This is a genomic window from Bradyrhizobium sp. ERR14 (genome assembly GCF_014198235.1).
Taxonomy (GTDB): domain Bacteria; phylum Pseudomonadota; class Alphaproteobacteria; order Rhizobiales; family Xanthobacteraceae; genus Bradyrhizobium.
Map to the genome: position 1 here is coordinate 163,790 of NZ_JACIHD010000006.1, position 14,807 is coordinate 178,596.

The window sequence follows — 14,807 nt, forward strand, 5'->3', positions numbered from 1 at the left end:
CCCTTACTTCAAAGTTAAGGGGCGTCCAGACATGACCGATGTAGCATTCGACCGCGCGGTAGCCGATCCCGCGCCGATCCAGCCGGCCTCGCGGCCAAATCTCGACAAGGGCTTCAATCCGCTGACGATGATCCTGTTCTTCGGCATCCTCGCCGCGGGCCTGCTGTTCGTCGCCTACAGCATCTATGTCGACGTCAACGCGACCGGCGCGCGCGTGACGAGCTACCTGCCCTACATCCTGTTGTTCGTCGCGCTGCTGATCGCGCTCGGCTTCGAATTCGTCAACGGCTTCCACGACACCGCCAATGCGGTGGCGACCGTGATCTACACCCATTCGCTGCCGGCCGAAGTCGCGGTGATGTGGTCGGGCTTCTTCAACTTCCTCGGCGTGCTCATGTCCTCCGGTGCGGTCGCCTTCGGCATCGTCTCGCTGCTGCCGGTCGAGCTGATCCTGCAGGTCGGCTCCAGCGCCGGCTTCGCGATGGTGTTCGCGCTGCTGATCGCCGCGATCCTGTGGAATCTCGGCACCTGGTTCTTCGGCCTGCCCGCCTCCTCGTCGCACACGCTGATCGGCTCGATCATCGGCGTCGGCGTCGCCAACGCCGTCATGCGCGGCCGCGACGGCACCTCGGGCGTGGACTGGACCAAGGCGACCGAGATCGGCTACGCGCTGCTGCTGTCGCCGCTGTTCGGCTTCATCTGCGCTGCGACGCTGCTGCTGCTGCTCAAGTTCGTCGTGCGCAACCCCGCCCTGTATGCCGCGCCCGAGGGCAACAAGGCGCCGCCGCTCTGGATCCGCGGCCTCTTGATCGCGACCTGCACCGGTGTCAGTTTCGCGCACGGCTCGAACGACGGCCAGAAGGGCATGGGCCTGATCATGCTGATCCTGATCGGCACCGTGCCGACGGCCTACGCGCTCAACCGCGCGCTGCCGGAATCCCAGGTCGCCCAGTTCCAGAAGGTCTCGGATGCTGCTTCCAAGGTGATCGCGGCCAAGGGTGCCGGTCACTCGATCATCGGCGATCCCCGTCCTGCGGTGACGCAGTACATCACCTCGCACCACATCAGCGAAGGCACCTACCCCTCGCTGTCGGTGCTGGTGAAGGATGTCGGCGACCAGGTCGCGAAATACGGCTCGCTCAACAAGGTGCCGGCGGAAGTGGTCGGCAACAGCCGTAACGACATGTACCTGACCTCGGAAGCGATCCGCTTCCTGATGAAGGACAAGGAAAACGACCTCAACAAGGAAGAGGTCGCGACCTTGAACGCCTACAAGGGCGGGCTCGACAGCGCCACGAAGTTCATCCCGACCTGGGTGAAGGTCGCCGTCGCCATCGCTCTCGGCCTCGGCACCATGATCGGCTGGAAGCGCATCGTCATCACGGTCGGCGAGAAGATCGGCAAGAGCCATCTGACCTACGCGCAAGGCGCCTCGGCCGAGCTGGTGGCCGCCGCTACGATCGGCGCCGCCGACGTGTTCGGCCTGCCGGTCTCCACCACCCATGTGCTGTCATCCGGCGTCGCCGGCACCATGGCCGCGAACGGTTCGGGCCTGCAAATGGCGACCATCCGCAATCTGTTGATGGCCTGGGTCCTGACGCTGCCCTGCGCGATCATGCTGTCGGCCACGCTCTACGTGATCTTCTCGCGGATCTTCTGAGCAATCACGCTCCTCAAAGACAAAGGGCCCGTGCGATGCACGGGCCCTTTTCATTTGCGCTTGAAGCTCGGCGTTACGACGCCGCGAGCGATTCCTCGACCAGCTTGACCCAGTAGGACGTGCCGAACACGATCGCCTCGTCGTTGAAATTGTAGGCGGGGTGATGCAGGCCGGCGCTGTCGCCGTTGCCGCAGAAGATGAAGGCGCCGGGCCGTGCTTCCAGCATGTAGGCGAAATCCTCGCCGCCCATCAGCGGCGGCATCTCGTGCACGTTGGCATCGCCGGCAACCTGCTTTGCAATGCGCCGCGCCACCTCGGTCTCCGCGGCGTGGTTGTTCACGACGGGATAGTTGCGCTGGTAGCGCAGGTCGATCTTCGCGCCGGTGATCTGTGCGACGCCCGCCACCACCTCATGCACGCGCTTCTCGACCAGCTTGCGCACCTCGGGCGAGAGCGTACGGATGGTGCCCTTCAGCGTCGCGGTCTGCGGAATGACGTTGCGGGCGTTGCCGGCGTGGAATTCGCAGATCGAGATCACCGCCGATTCCAGCGGATCGACGCTGCGCGCGACGATCGACTGCAGCGCGGTGATCACTTGCGCGCCGACCAGCACGGAATCGACGCATTTGTGCGGACGCGCGGCATGACCGCCGAGGCCCTCGATCATGATATCGACCTCGTCGGTCGCTGCCATGATCGGGCCCGGCCGGATCGCGAACGAGCCGATCGGAATACCGGGGCCATTGTGCATGCCGTAGACCTGCTCGATGCCGAAGCGCTCCATCAGGCCGTCCTTGACCATGGCCGCGCCACCGGCGCCGCCCTCCTCGGCGGGCTGGAAGATCACGACCGCATCGCCGGCGAAATTGCGGGTTTCGGCGAGGTAGCGGGCGGCCCCGAGCAGCATCGCGGTGTGGCCGTCATGGCCGCAGGCGTGCATCTTGCCCGGGGTCTTGGAGGCGTAAGGCAGGTTGGTCTGCTCCTCGACCGGCAGCGCATCCATGTCGGCGCGCAGGCCGATGGTCTTGAGCCCCTCGCCGGCCGGCTTGTTGCCCTTGATCACCCCAACCACGCCGGTCTGGCCGAGCCCGGTGACGACCTCGTCGCAACCGAACTCGCGCAACCGGTCCGCGACGAATGCTGCAGTGCGATGAACATCGTACAGCAGCTCGGGATGCTCGTGGATGTCCCGGCGCCAGGCCTGAATATCGGGTTGAAGGTCGGCGACGCGGTTCACGATGGGCATGGAAGGTCTCAAGCTTTGTTGAAAATGCAGGATTGTCTACCATGCAAGCGCCAGTCCACCCAACTGCCGCGGGCCGAGGGTAACCCTGTCCTCTCGTCATGGCCGGGCTTGTCCCAGCCGTCCACGTCTGACTATTAGAACAGAAAGTGCGTGAATGCCGGGACAAGCCCGGGCATGACGCCGGTTGGGTGGAAGCAGAATGCCGAGACGGCTCGAAGGTGAATTTGATTACATTGTCGTCGGGGCAGGTACGGCGGGCTGCATCGTCGCCAACCGGCTGTCGGCCGATCCCGGCAATCGCGTCCTCGTCCTCGAAGCCGGCGGCGACGACAACTGGATCTGGTTCCACATCCCGGTCGGCTATCTCTTCGCGATCGGCAATCCGCGCTCGGACTGGATGTTCAAGACCGAGGCCGAGCCGGGCCTGAACGGCCGTTCGCTCGCATATCCCCGCGGCAAGGTGATCGGCGGCTGCTCGGCGATCAATGCCATGATCTCGATGCGCGGCCAGGCCGCGGACTATGACCACTGGCGACAGCTCGGCATGACCGGCTGGGGCTATGACGACGTGCTGCCGCTGTTCAAGAAGCTCGAAGACCACTTCCTCGGCGCCAGCGAGCATCACGGCGCCGGCGGCGGCTGGCGCATCGAGGCGCCGCGGCTGTCCTGGGACGTTCTCGATGCCGTCGGCGATGCCGCCGAAGAGATGGGCATCAAGCGCATCCCGGATTTCAACACCGGCGACAACGAAGGCACGAGCTACTTCCATGTCAACCAGAAGCGCGGTCGGCGCTGGTCCTCGGCGCGCGGCTTCCTCAAGCCTGCGCTGAACCGCCCGAACCTGCGGCTCGAGAAGCATGTGCTGGTCGACCGCGTCATCATCGAGCAAGGCCGCGCCGTCGGCGTGCGTTTCATCCAGAACGGCGAGATGATCGAAGCGCGAGCGAAACGCGAGGTGGTCCTGTCGGCCGGCTCGATCGGCTCGGTGCAGGTGCTGCATCGCTCCGGCATCGGCCCTGCCGACTGGCTGTCGCCGCTCGGCATCGACATTGTCATGGACAAGCCCGGCGTCGGCCGCAATCTGCAGGATCACCTGCAGCAGCGTGCGATCTACAAGGTCGAGGGCGTGCGCACGTTGAACGAGACCTATTACAATCTGTTTCGCCGCGGATTGATGGGCCTCGACTACGCCTTCCGCCGCCGCGGTCCCCTGACCATGGCGCCGTCGCAGCTCGGCATCTTCACGCGCTCCGACGCGACGCGCGCCCGCGCCAACATCCAGTTCCACGTGCAACCGCTGTCGCTCGACAAGTTCGGCGATCCCCTGCACCGTTTCCCGGCCATCACGGTCAGTGCCTGCAATCTTCAGCCGACCTCGCGCGGCACCGTGCGGCTGCGTTCGGCGAGCCCTGACGAGAAGCCGATCATCGCGCCGAATTATCTGTCGACCGACGACGACCGCCAGGTCGGCGCCGACGCCATCCGCACCACGCGCCGCCTGATGCAGCAGAAAGCGCTGGCACGATATCGCCCGAGCGAATATCTGCCCGGCCCCTCCATCGGCGACGACGATGCATCGCTCGCAAAGGCTGCCGGCGATATCGGCACCACCATCTTCCATCCCGTCGGCACGGCGAAGATGGGCGCGGTGAGCGATCCCATGGCAGTGGTCGACGAACGCCTGCGATTCTACGGGCTCGCAGGCCTGCGCATTGTCGATGCTTCGATCATGCCGACCATCACCTCCGGCAACACGAATACGCCGACGGCGATGATCGCCGAGAAGGGCGCGACGATGATTTTGGAGGATGCGAAGTAGCATCCTGTCGCATGATCAATCCTCACCGCTTTTCAATCGGCCCCGCCGACGCAGCGATCGCCATGCTGCAATGGGGTGAAAGCGGCAAGCCGCCTGCTCTGCTCGTGCATGGCACCGGTTTCGTCGCCGACGTCTGGGACGAAGTCGCGCGCGAGCTAGCATCGAACTATACGGTCTATGCGCTCGACCGCCGCGGCCATGGCGCCAGCCACAAGCCCGGCGCCTATCACTTCCTGGACTATGCCGAGGATGTCTGCCGGGTGATCGATGCACTCGAGCTGCGCGACGTCTACGGCATCGGCCACAGCGCCGGCGCCACCGACCTGCTGCTGGCGGCAAAACTCTTGCCAGGACGCTTCACACGCCTGTTCGTGATGGAGCCGACCATCATGGACCCGCGCGCGGCGCGCCCCGGAGGGTTGGGCGAGGAATCCCTGTCGCGAGTCCAGGGCACGCTGCGCCGGCGCGCCGAATTCGACAGTGCCGAGGCCGTCTTCGAACGCTATCGCACCGCGCCGGCGTTTGCGGATTGGACCGAGACCTCGCTGCGGGCCTATGTGCGCCACGGCTTCGTGCCGCTCGACGATGGCCGGGTGCGACTCTGCTGCACGCCGGAGATCGAGTGCGCAATCCTGCGTCCGATCTACGAGGCGATGGAGCAGGTCTATGTCGGCGATGCCCGCGGTAACCCGTTTGCCTCGCTCACCGAAATCGACTGCCCGGTGCGCGTCACGACCGCGGCGAAGTCCGGTCCGATCTACTGGGAGATGGCGCGACGCGCGGTGTCGCTGATTCCGCGCGTCAGCACGCTGGTGTTCGAAAACGCCGGGCATTGCGTGGCGCAGGAAGTGCCGGAGCGTGCGGCCGAGGCCGTGAGAGAGTTCGCAAAATAGTCTCGTGCCCCGGACGCAGCGCAGCACGCAGTGATGCGCTGCTGAGCCGGGGCCCATCTCACCGCGTGCCGTGCCGCCTTCTGGGTCCCGGCTCTGCAACGCATCACCAAGAGGTGCTGCGTTGCGTCCGGGACACGAGACTTCCCCTCACGAAATCGTCATCACCTCCCGCGAATAAGCCTCCCCCTCCCCCGATCACCTCCTGAAAGCCCAATTCCGGGCGACGTGGAGAGATGCGATGAGCGGACATGATCACGGCGGCGACGGCGTCAGCCGCCGCAAGGTGCTGGAATGCATGACCTGGGCCGGCACCGGGGTGCTCTGGACCGTCACCGGCGGTGTGCCGCACTCGCTCGGCATCATCGATTCCGCACAGGCTGCGACCGCAGCCGCGCCCGGCATGAGCTTCCTCCAGATCAGCGACAGCCATGTCGGCTTCGACAAGCCGGCCAATCCCAACGCACTCGGCACGCTGGAGGAGGCTGTGGGCAAGATCAACGCGATGCCGGCCAAACCGTCCTTCATGATCCATACCGGCGACATCACGCATCTGTCCAAGGCCGCCGAATTCGACAATGCCGAGCGCATCATCTCGCAGAGCAAGCTCGATGTGCACTACGTGCCCGGCGAGCATGACTTCCTCGACGAGGAGGTGAAGTTGTATCGCGAGCGCTATGGCCGCGGCACCAAGGGCCAGGGCTGGTATTCCTTCGATGCCGGCGGCGTGCACTTCATCGGCCTCGTCAACGTCGTCGACCTCAAGGCCGGCGGCCTCGGCAATCTCGGCGCCGAGCAACTTGCCTGGCTCCAGGACGATCTGCGCGGCAAGTCGAAATCGACGCCGATCGTGCTGTTCGCCCACATCCCGCTCTGGACCGTCTATCCGGAATGGGGCTGGGGCACCGAGGACGGCGGCCGCGCGCTGGAACAGGTGAAGGGTTTTGGCTCGGTCACCGTGCTGAACGGACACATTCACCAGGTGATGCAGAAGGTCGAGGGTAACGTCACCTTCCACACCGCGCGCTCCACCGCCTTCCCGCAGCCGGCGCCGGGAGCCGCCGCCTCGCCCGGACCGATGAAGGTCGAGGACGCCAGGCTCCGCGGCATGCTCGGCGTTGCCAGCATCAACTTCAAGCAGAACGAGCAGCGGCTCGCGATCATCGACACGCCGCTCCAGGGCTAAGGTGGAAGCTGACAATGAAGACCCTCAACCGCCGCGCCTTCGGCGTCGATCTCGGCCTCGCTCTGGCCGCGGCCATCCTGCTGCCCGCAACAAGCGCTCGTGCCGACGACATGGAGATCCATATCGACAATTTCGTCTTCCAGCCGGCCGAGCTCAAGATCAAGGCCGGCACCACCGTGACCTGGACCAACCGGGACGACATCCCCCACACCGTGGTGTCGGCCGGCAAGTTCAGGTCCAAGACCCTGGACACTGACGACAAGTTCTCTTTCACCTTCACCAACGCGGGCGATTACAAGTATTTTTGTTCGCTGCACCCGCACATGACGGGGATGATCAAGGTTGAGTAACGTCTCCAACCAAGGCATCAACGTCTTGCCCGGCCGGTGGTCCCACGCCGGCCGGGCTCCTGCGTCTTCGGCGACATCAGGCGAAACGGCAAAGCGAGCGGCGATGCCACCGACAAGCGACGATCTGGACAAGGCGCAACGCTTCCGCGAAGCGGCGCTGCCCCATCTCGACGACGTCTACACGCTCGCGCGCTATCTGCTGCGCGACGCCTCCGACGCGGAAGATGCGGTGCAGGAGTGCTATCTGCGCGCGCTGAAGCACTTCGACAGCTATCGCGGGCCGGCGATGAAGCCATGGCTGTTCGCGATCCTGCGCAATGTCTGCAACGCCGAATATGCGCGGCGCGCGCATCGGCCCAGCGCGATCGAGGACACGCCCGGCGCCAACGAGCAGACGCCGATATGGCAGGAGAGCGAGGCAAGTCCCGAGACCGAAGTGCTGCGCAGCCGCGATGCTGGCGCCATCCGCAGGCTGATCGACGCGCTCGCCGAACCGTTCAGGGAAGCCTTCGTGCTGCGCGAGATCAACAACCTGTCCTATCGTGAAATCGCCGAGACCATCGGCGCGCCCATCGGCACCGTGATGTCCCGCCTCGCTCGCGCCCGTACCCTGCTGCGCGCGGCCTGGACGGCGGAGGAGGAGCAAGCGAAATGACCTGCGACGAAGCAAGGATCCTGCTTCACGCGCTGCTCGACAACGAGCTCGATGCTGGCCACGCGCGCGAGGTCGAAGCCCATATCGCCAGCTGCCCGGACTGCGCGGCGGAGCTTGCCGCACAGCGCGAGATGCAGCGCGTGCTCGCCAATACCAGTCTGCGCTACACCGCGCCGGCAAGCCTGCGCACGCGGATCGAGGCCTCACTGCCCGAGCGGCAACGCCAGCCCAGCCGCCGCTCCGTGCTGCGTGGCTTTGCGATGGGCTCGGCGGTCTCCGCGCTCGCCGCAACCGGAATCGTCGCCATCGTGCTGCGCCAGGACGACCAGCAGCGCATCCTCTCGGAGGTCGTCTCCGCGCATCTGCGCTCGCTGCAGGCTGGCCACCTCACCGACGTGATCTCGACCGACCAGCACACCGTCAAGCCGTGGTTCAATGGCAAGCTCGATGTCGCCCCGCCCGTGATCGATCTCACCGCGCAGGGTTTTACCCTGGTCGGTGGCCGGCTCGACTATATCGACGCCCGCGCCATCGGCGCCGTCGTCTACAAGCGTCGCCAGCACGTGATCAACCTGTTCGTGGCGCAGACCGCGAGCACCGAGCATCGGCCGCCGAAGACCCAGACCATGCAGGGCTTCAACTGCCGCCGCTGGGGCGAGCGCGGTCTGAATTTCTGGGCCGTCAGTGACATCGGCGCCGACGAGCTCGCCGAGTTCGTCGACAAGTTCGAGACAGCGATGAAGGCGAATGTGTAGGGGTAGAACTAACGCACAACGTCATTGCGAGGAGCGCAGCGACGAAGCAATCCAGGCTGTCTCCGCCGAGATAGTTTGGATTGCTTCGCTTCGCTCGCAATGACGATTGCCGGGATAGCTCGGCCGAATTCAGGCCGACCTTCTCACCGCGTTGTCCACCAGCGTCTTGCCGAGCGACCAGATCGCGCCGGGGACCTTGTGGCTGCCGGCGATGACGTCGTCGAACGCCTTTTCGATCCAGCTGCAATCTTCCTCGGTGATGGTGAGCGGCGGCAGCAGCTTGATGGTGTGGCTGCCGTGACCGGCCACTTGCGTGAGGATCTTGTGATCCTTGAACAGCGGCACGGTGATGAGCTGGCAGAACAGGCCCTTGTTGGCTGTCTCCAGCACGTTCCAGGAGGCGCGCAGCCGCAGCGATTTCGGCGGGCCGAACTCGACGCCGATCATCAGGCCCTTGCCGCGCACTTCCTTCATCAGCTCGTAGCCGGGCACCATGCGCGTCAGCGCGAGGCGCAGCTCGGCGCCGCGCTTGGCGGCGGACTCGATCAGCTTCTCGGACTCCATCACGTCCAGCGTGGCGATGCCTGCGGCCATCGCGAGGTCGTTCTTGGAGAAGGTGGAGCCGTGCACGACGGCGCGGTCCATCTGGTTGAAGATCTTGTCGAAGATGGCCTTGCGCGTCAGCACCGCGCCGACCGGCACGTGGCCGCCAGATAGCGACTTCGACAGCAGCACCATGTCGGGCTCGACGTTCCAATGCTCGACCGCGAGGAAGCGGCCGGTGCGGCCCATGCCGGTCTGGATTTCGTCGGCGACGAACAGCGTGCCGTACTTCTTGCAGAGCGCGGCCGCGCCCGGCAGGAACTCGTCGGTGGGCATGTTGACGCCCTTGCCCTGGATCGGCTCGACCACGAACGCCGCGACCTCGCGCGAGGCCAGCGCCTTTTCCAGCGCGGCCAGATCGTTGAACGGGATCGAGGTGCAGCCCGGCAGCAGCGGCTCGAAGCCGGTGCGGAAGTTCGAATCACCCGTCAGCGACAGCGCGCCATAGGTCAGGCCGTGATAGCCGTGGGCGCAGTAGACGATGCCGGGGCGGCCGGTGGCGCCGCGCGCGAACTTGATCGCGGCTTCGACGCATTCGGCGCCGGAATTGGCGAAGAACGCCTTGTCCAGATAGGGGACATATTTCAGCAGCCGCTCGGCGAGCACACCGGCAAGCACGGAGACGTCGAACTGGACGAGGTTGGGCAGGTCGGCATCGAGCACGCTCTTGAGCGCGTCGCGCATGACCGGATGATTGCGCCCGATCGCAAACACGCCAAAGCCGGACAGCAGGTCGAGATAGCGCGCGCCGTCGCGATCGTAGAGATACTGCCCCTGCCCCTTCTGGAAGCCGACATCGTAGCCGATGGTCTTGAGAACCCGAACGAACTGCTCGTTCAGATACCGATTATGCAGGGTGCTGCGCTGGGCCTGACGGTCCGCGAAAAGCTCAGACATGTCTGGATTTGGGCTGTGCATCCGTTACATACTTCGGTTGAGGGCCGTCTCGTCAACTGAAAAGGGACCGTTACTGAAAACGGTCTGTGCGGCCTTTTGCCCTTTTTCGGACCATCTTCGCAAGCACAGCTTTAGCCCATGTTGCACTGCCAAGGAACTATCATGCGTTTAGCCCTTTACACCGGACTAATACTGGTTGGCGGTTACACCTGCCTGACCCCGGCGCTCGCCGCGGATCCCACCGGCGACTGGCGGGTTGCCGACGGCGTCGCCAACATTCGCGTCGCCCAATGCAATGGCAGCATGTGGGGCGCGGTTTCCTGGGAAAAGCAGCCCGGCGGCCGCGACGAGAACAATCCGGATGCCTCGAAAAAGACCAGGCCGACGCTGGGCATGGCGACGCTAATCGACATGAAGAAGAAGCCCGGCGCCGATCAATGGGAAGGGCAGGTCTACAACGCCAAGGACGGCCAGCTCTATAGCGCCACCATCACGCCGGCCGGCGCCGACCAGCTCGAAATCAAGGGCTGCGTGATGGGCTTCCTCTGCGGCGGCGAGACCTGGACCCGGGTTGGGCCGCCGATCCCCTTGAGCACCGCCAATGCCATGGCCAAGGGCGCGCCCAAGTCCACCGGCGCGGCGCCGAAGGCTCAGGGCACGATGGGCGCGACAGCGGCGCCTGCGCCGGCGGCGGCCCAAAAGAGCGCCACCGCCCCTGCAAAGCCGGGTCAGAAAGGTGCCGCCGATCCGGTCGGCGACATCTGCCTACTCCCTGACATTGCGGGGTTTGCCCATTAGGGCCGGCTGGAACAGCAGCACGGCGGCGAGCGTCGTCACCAGCGAGAGTGCCAGCAGCTTGCCCATGCTGGACGTGCCGGGATGGCTCGACAGCCACAGGCTGCCGAACGCGGTCGCCGTCGTCAGCGCGCTGAAAAAGATCGCGCGTGTCAGGCTGGTCTGGAGCAGATTTGTCCTGCCCGAGCGCCAGGCCACGACATAATAGATCTTGAAGGCGACGCCGACGCCGAGCAGCAGCGGGAACGCGACGATGTTGGCGAAGTTGAGCGGCAGGCCGATCAACACGCAGATCTCGAGCGTCACCGCGCCGGCGACCAAGAGCGGCACCAGCGTCATCAGCACGTCGACGAAGCGGCGCAGCGTGATCCACAGCAAGAGGCCGATCACCAGCAGCGCGTAGATGCCGGCGTGGATGAACGCCCGCACCACGGTGTCGCCGGATTTCAGGATCGAGACCGGCCCGCCGATCGCGGTCGGCTCGGCAACGAGCACCGCCGCTGCAAATCTGCGCAGCGTGTCGTTGTCGTTGGGATCGCCCTTGGGCAGCGCCTCGACGCGGATGATGCCGTCCTTGCTCTTCCAGGCACTGACGAGATCGGGCGGCAGTGAGCTCAGGGTGACGGGCCCGGCCTGCATCGCGTTCCTGAGCTGGTCAAACACGATCTTCATCGGCGTGACGAACACGTCCTGCGCCCTGTTGCGCGTGGCCTCGTCGCCGTTGGCGAGCTTTTCGAGCGCGTCTGCCAGACGGCGCGAGGCGATCGAGCCCGGCCCCTTCGCATCGCCCGCGGTCCGGCGCAGATTGTCGACCGAGGATTTCAGCGCCTCGACGTTTTCCTTGTCAGTCGGCGCCGCATCGATCTGATCAGGGTTGAGTGCGGGGTTCAGCACCTTGGCGCCCTGCGCGAGCAGCTTCAGCTTCGGCGGCTGATCCTCCGGCACGAAGCTGTTGAGCGACATCACCCGCAGCACCTCGGGCACCTTTTCGAGCTTCGCCTCGACCTGCTTTGCCTGCTCCTCAGACGTGGTCATCACGTTGATGGCATTGGCGCCGGTGTTGGGATCCTTGCGCAGGTCGAGGAAGGTCGCGATCGATTCGGCCCTCGGGTTGCGCAGGTTCATCGGGTTGAAGTCGAACTTCATGAAATAGAGTAGCGGCAGGCCGGCGAGCGCCAGCATCAGCGTGCCGCCCACGACCAGCACGCGGTGCTTCTCCAGAAAGTGATCGAGCGGCGCCAGGAAGGCGTAACCGACTGGCTCCTTCTCGCCGGGCGGATTCAGCAGCTTCAGCATGGCCGGCAGAACGGTGATCGAGGAAAGGAACGCCACCAGCATGCCGACGCCCGCGATCTGGCCCAGCTCCGCGATGCCCTTGTAGTCGGTCGGCATGAAGCAAAGGAAGCCGGCCGCGGTCGCCATCGCCGCGAGCGACAGCGGCACCGCCGAGCGCTTCGCCGCCAGCACCAGCGCGCCCGTGAGATCGTTGTGCTTGTAGCGCTCGGAGCGGTAGCGGACGCTGTACTGGATGCCGAAATCGACGCCGAGGCCGACGAAAAGCACCGCGAATGCGATCGACAGCAGATTGAACGATCCGACCATCATCAGGCCGGCCGCGGTCGTCAGCGCGAGGCCGACGAAGAGATTGACGAACACCGCGAAGATGATCTTCGACGAGTGCAGCGCAAGCCACAGGATCAGCAGCACGACGAGGACCGTGCCGACGCCGTTGACGACGGCGCCTTCCTGGACGGTCGCATATTCCTCGTTGGCGATCGGGACCGGACCGGTCAGCCGCACCCGCGCCTGGTATTTGGTCGCAAAATCCAGATCCACTGCGGCCTTGCGGATCGCGTCGGTGGCATCCTTGCCGGGCTCCAGCGCGTTGTAGTCGAGGATCGGCTTGAACTCGATGAAGGCGCGCCTGTCCGAATCCTTCAGCGGCTCGTCACTGACGAGCTCGCGCCAGGAGAAGCTCGCATTGCCCTTGTTGAGCACGGTCTCGACCGTCTGCGCGATCAGGTTGAACGGACGCTCGGTGTTATCGAGCTTGACCTGCCCGCGCTTGACGCCGGCGAGTCCCGTCTCCAGCGCGCCGGTCAGGCCGCGGATCGAGGGATCGCCAGCCATGATCTCGATCAGGGGCGCTGCAGATTCGAATTGGCTGGTGATCTTGCCGACCTCTTCGGTCGGCAGGAACAACAGTCCGTTCTTTTCGAAGAACTCGCCGCTGCCGAGCTGCTGCAGGGACTGGAAGTTGGTCTTGTCGTCCTTCAGCCTGGCATAGAGCGCGTCCGCCGCGGCGCTCGTCATCTCCGGGGTCCGGGCCTCGATCACAGCGAGGATCGTTTCGTTTTGATCGAACGCCTTGTCGAACTGCTGGTCACGCTTGCGCCAGTCGAGATTCTGAGAAATCAGCGAATTGATGTCGGTGTTGATGGCGAAGTGGCGCGCAGCGTAATAGCCCGCTCCCACCGACAGCAGGAGCCCGAGAACGACGACGAGGGAGGCAAACCGGGTGCAGGCCCTGACGATGGCAACGACTACGCTTTGCAGCACTTCTTTTCTTTCTGCGGTTAACAGCTTGCCGGAAACGCCCGCTGTTTATCGGAGTTCCCGGGCGAAACCTATTGCTGTTTTGAGAGGCTCTCGCCGCCAGAAGGTTCGAGGTAAACGGCGGCAGACCGTGGCAAAATCATGCGGGGCGGTCGGTATAGCCGGGGAGTTGAGGCGGGAACGTGACGAAGGGCTGGTCACTGATGTCGCTGGCTTGCATACACCCACGTCTCTACTATAATACCGTAAAATTAGCCCGGCGGGGAACCCAGGTCCATTCGACCTTCCCTTGCCGCCGATTTTTTGCCACAAAGTATTGCGCCTCCATGCGCCGGAGCCCCGACGGGGGTGGGCGGCTACCGCGTGCGCGGACCAATGGTGCGGATATTGCAACGCATTGGTCAGTATCGAGGTGCCGCCGGGACTTACGAAGCGGATTGGTGCAACTTGCGTGATGGGCGACCAATGGAAGTTTATCTGGCGCAACCGCGCGGCTTCTGCGCGGGCGTGGTGCGTGCGATCGAGATCGTGGAACGGGCGCTGGAGAAGTACGGCCCGCCCGTCTACGTGCGCCATGAGATCGTGCACAACAAATACGTCGTCGAGAGCCTGAAAAACAAAGGCGCCATCTTCGTCGAGGAGTTGTCCGAGGTGCCGCCGAAAGCGGTGACGGTCTTCAGCGCTCACGGCGTCGCCCGCAGCGTCGAGGAAGAGGCCGCCGCGCGCGACCTTCCCGTGCTCAATGCCACCTGCCCGCTGGTCACGAAAGTTCACAATCAGGGGAAGCGCTACATCACCAAAGGCCGCACGCTGATCCTGATCGGCCATGCCGGCCACCCCGAGGTCGAGGGCACGATGGGCCAGGTTCCCGCCCCCGTGCTGCTTGTCCAAAGCGTTCAAGAGGTTACGGCCCTGACGCTGCCGGCGGATACGCCAGTGGCCTACATCACCCAGACCACCCTGTCGGTCGACGACACCAAGGATATCATCGCGGCCCTTCAGACCCGCTTTACAGATATTCAAGGTCCGGATATCCGGGATATCTGCTATGCGACACAGAACCGCCAATCTGCGGTAAGGGACTTGAGCAAGCTGGTCGACGTGATCTTGGTGGTGGGCGCTGCCAATAGCTCGAATTCGAACCGGCTTCGCGAAATCGGCACCGAAGCCGGCGTTGCGAGTTATTTGATTGCCGACGGCAGCGAGCTCAATCCGGAGTGGTTGAAAAATGCCAGGACCGTCGGCATCACGGCCGGCGCTTCGGCGCCCGAGGTACTCGTGGATGACGTGATCGAAGCGATGCGGCGAATCGGACCGGTCAAGGTCCAGGTGTTGCCGGGCCGCGAGGAAAACATCGAATTCCGGCTTCCGGCCCAACTGGCTGCGAGCTGACCC

12 protein-coding genes are annotated in these 14,807 nt (G+C 64.6%); 9 read left to right on the forward strand and 3 right to left on the reverse strand.

Features of this window, described 5'->3' with window-relative positions; all coding sequences use genetic code 11:
• The first annotated feature begins 31 nt into the window (after window positions 1-31).
• Window positions 32-1,660, forward strand: coding sequence for an inorganic phosphate transporter (locus GGD62_RS19045; RefSeq protein ID WP_183709509.1), 1,629 nt, complete (start codon window positions 32-34; stop codon window positions 1,658-1,660).
• Between the two features lie 73 nt (window positions 1,661-1,733).
• On the opposite strand, the gene GGD62_RS19050 is transcribed toward GGD62_RS19045, so the two are convergent.
• Window positions 1,734-2,906, reverse strand: a complete 1,173-nt coding sequence (locus tag GGD62_RS19050) for a M20 aminoacylase family protein (RefSeq protein WP_018315712.1) — start codon at window positions 2,904-2,906, stop codon at window positions 1,734-1,736.
• Between the two features lie 199 nt (window positions 2,907-3,105).
• Here GGD62_RS19050 and GGD62_RS19055 point away from each other — a divergent pair, with 199 nt between their 5' ends.
• From GGD62_RS19055 to GGD62_RS19080, 6 genes are all read left to right on the forward strand, one after another.
• Window positions 3,106-4,725: a GMC family oxidoreductase gene (locus GGD62_RS19055; protein ID WP_183709511.1), complete on the forward strand. Its 1,620-nt coding sequence runs from the start codon at window positions 3,106-3,108 to the stop codon at window positions 4,723-4,725.
• Between the two features lie 11 nt (window positions 4,726-4,736).
• Window positions 4,737-5,618, forward strand: coding sequence for an alpha/beta fold hydrolase (locus tag GGD62_RS19060; protein WP_183709513.1), 882 nt, complete (start codon window positions 4,737-4,739; stop codon window positions 5,616-5,618).
• A gap of 238 nt (window positions 5,619-5,856) precedes the next feature.
• Entirely contained in the window at window positions 5,857-6,801 is a 945-nt protein-coding gene (locus GGD62_RS19065; protein WP_183709515.1) for a metallophosphoesterase, read from the forward strand.
• 14 nt (window positions 6,802-6,815) lie between these two features.
• A complete protein-coding gene (locus GGD62_RS19070) occupies window positions 6,816-7,151 on the forward strand; it encodes a cupredoxin family copper-binding protein (protein WP_018315708.1) in 336 nt (111 codons plus the stop codon).
• 103 nt (window positions 7,152-7,254) lie between these two features.
• On the forward strand, window positions 7,255-7,806 hold the full coding sequence (locus tag GGD62_RS19075) for a sigma-70 family RNA polymerase sigma factor (RefSeq protein ID WP_026201540.1): 552 nt from the start codon (window positions 7,255-7,257) through the stop codon (window positions 7,804-7,806).
• Window positions 7,803-8,561, forward strand: coding sequence for an anti-sigma factor (locus tag GGD62_RS19080; protein ID WP_183709517.1), 759 nt, complete (start codon window positions 7,803-7,805; stop codon window positions 8,559-8,561). Before GGD62_RS19075 ends, GGD62_RS19080 begins: the two co-directional genes overlap by 4 nt.
• A 129-nt stretch (window positions 8,562-8,690) precedes the next feature.
• Here GGD62_RS19080 and hpnO read toward each other — a convergent pair whose 3' ends face one another.
• Window positions 8,691-10,082, reverse strand: coding sequence for an aminobacteriohopanetriol synthase HpnO (gene hpnO / locus GGD62_RS19085; RefSeq protein WP_018315705.1), 1,392 nt, complete (start codon window positions 10,080-10,082; stop codon window positions 8,691-8,693).
• Window positions 10,083-10,223: 141 nt separating this feature from the next.
• Here hpnO and GGD62_RS19090 point away from each other — a divergent pair, with 141 nt between their 5' ends.
• The gene (locus GGD62_RS19090) at window positions 10,224-10,859 is read left to right on the forward strand and encodes a DUF2147 domain-containing protein (RefSeq protein ID WP_183709519.1); all 636 of its coding nucleotides are present in this window, start codon (window positions 10,224-10,226) and stop codon (window positions 10,857-10,859) included.
• Here the strand turns inward: GGD62_RS19090 and GGD62_RS19095 are convergent.
• Window positions 10,827-13,415, reverse strand: a complete 2,589-nt coding sequence (locus GGD62_RS19095; RefSeq protein WP_183709521.1) for an MMPL family transporter — start codon at window positions 13,413-13,415, stop codon at window positions 10,827-10,829. The two genes, GGD62_RS19090 and GGD62_RS19095, sit on opposite strands and share 33 nt — an antisense overlap.
• Before the next feature lie 462 nt (window positions 13,416-13,877).
• Here GGD62_RS19095 and ispH point away from each other — a divergent pair, with 462 nt between their 5' ends.
• The gene (gene ispH / locus GGD62_RS19100) at window positions 13,878-14,804 is read left to right on the forward strand and encodes a 4-hydroxy-3-methylbut-2-enyl diphosphate reductase (RefSeq protein ID WP_018315702.1); all 927 of its coding nucleotides are present in this window, start codon (window positions 13,878-13,880) and stop codon (window positions 14,802-14,804) included.
• The last annotated feature ends 3 nt before the right edge of the window (window positions 14,805-14,807 follow it).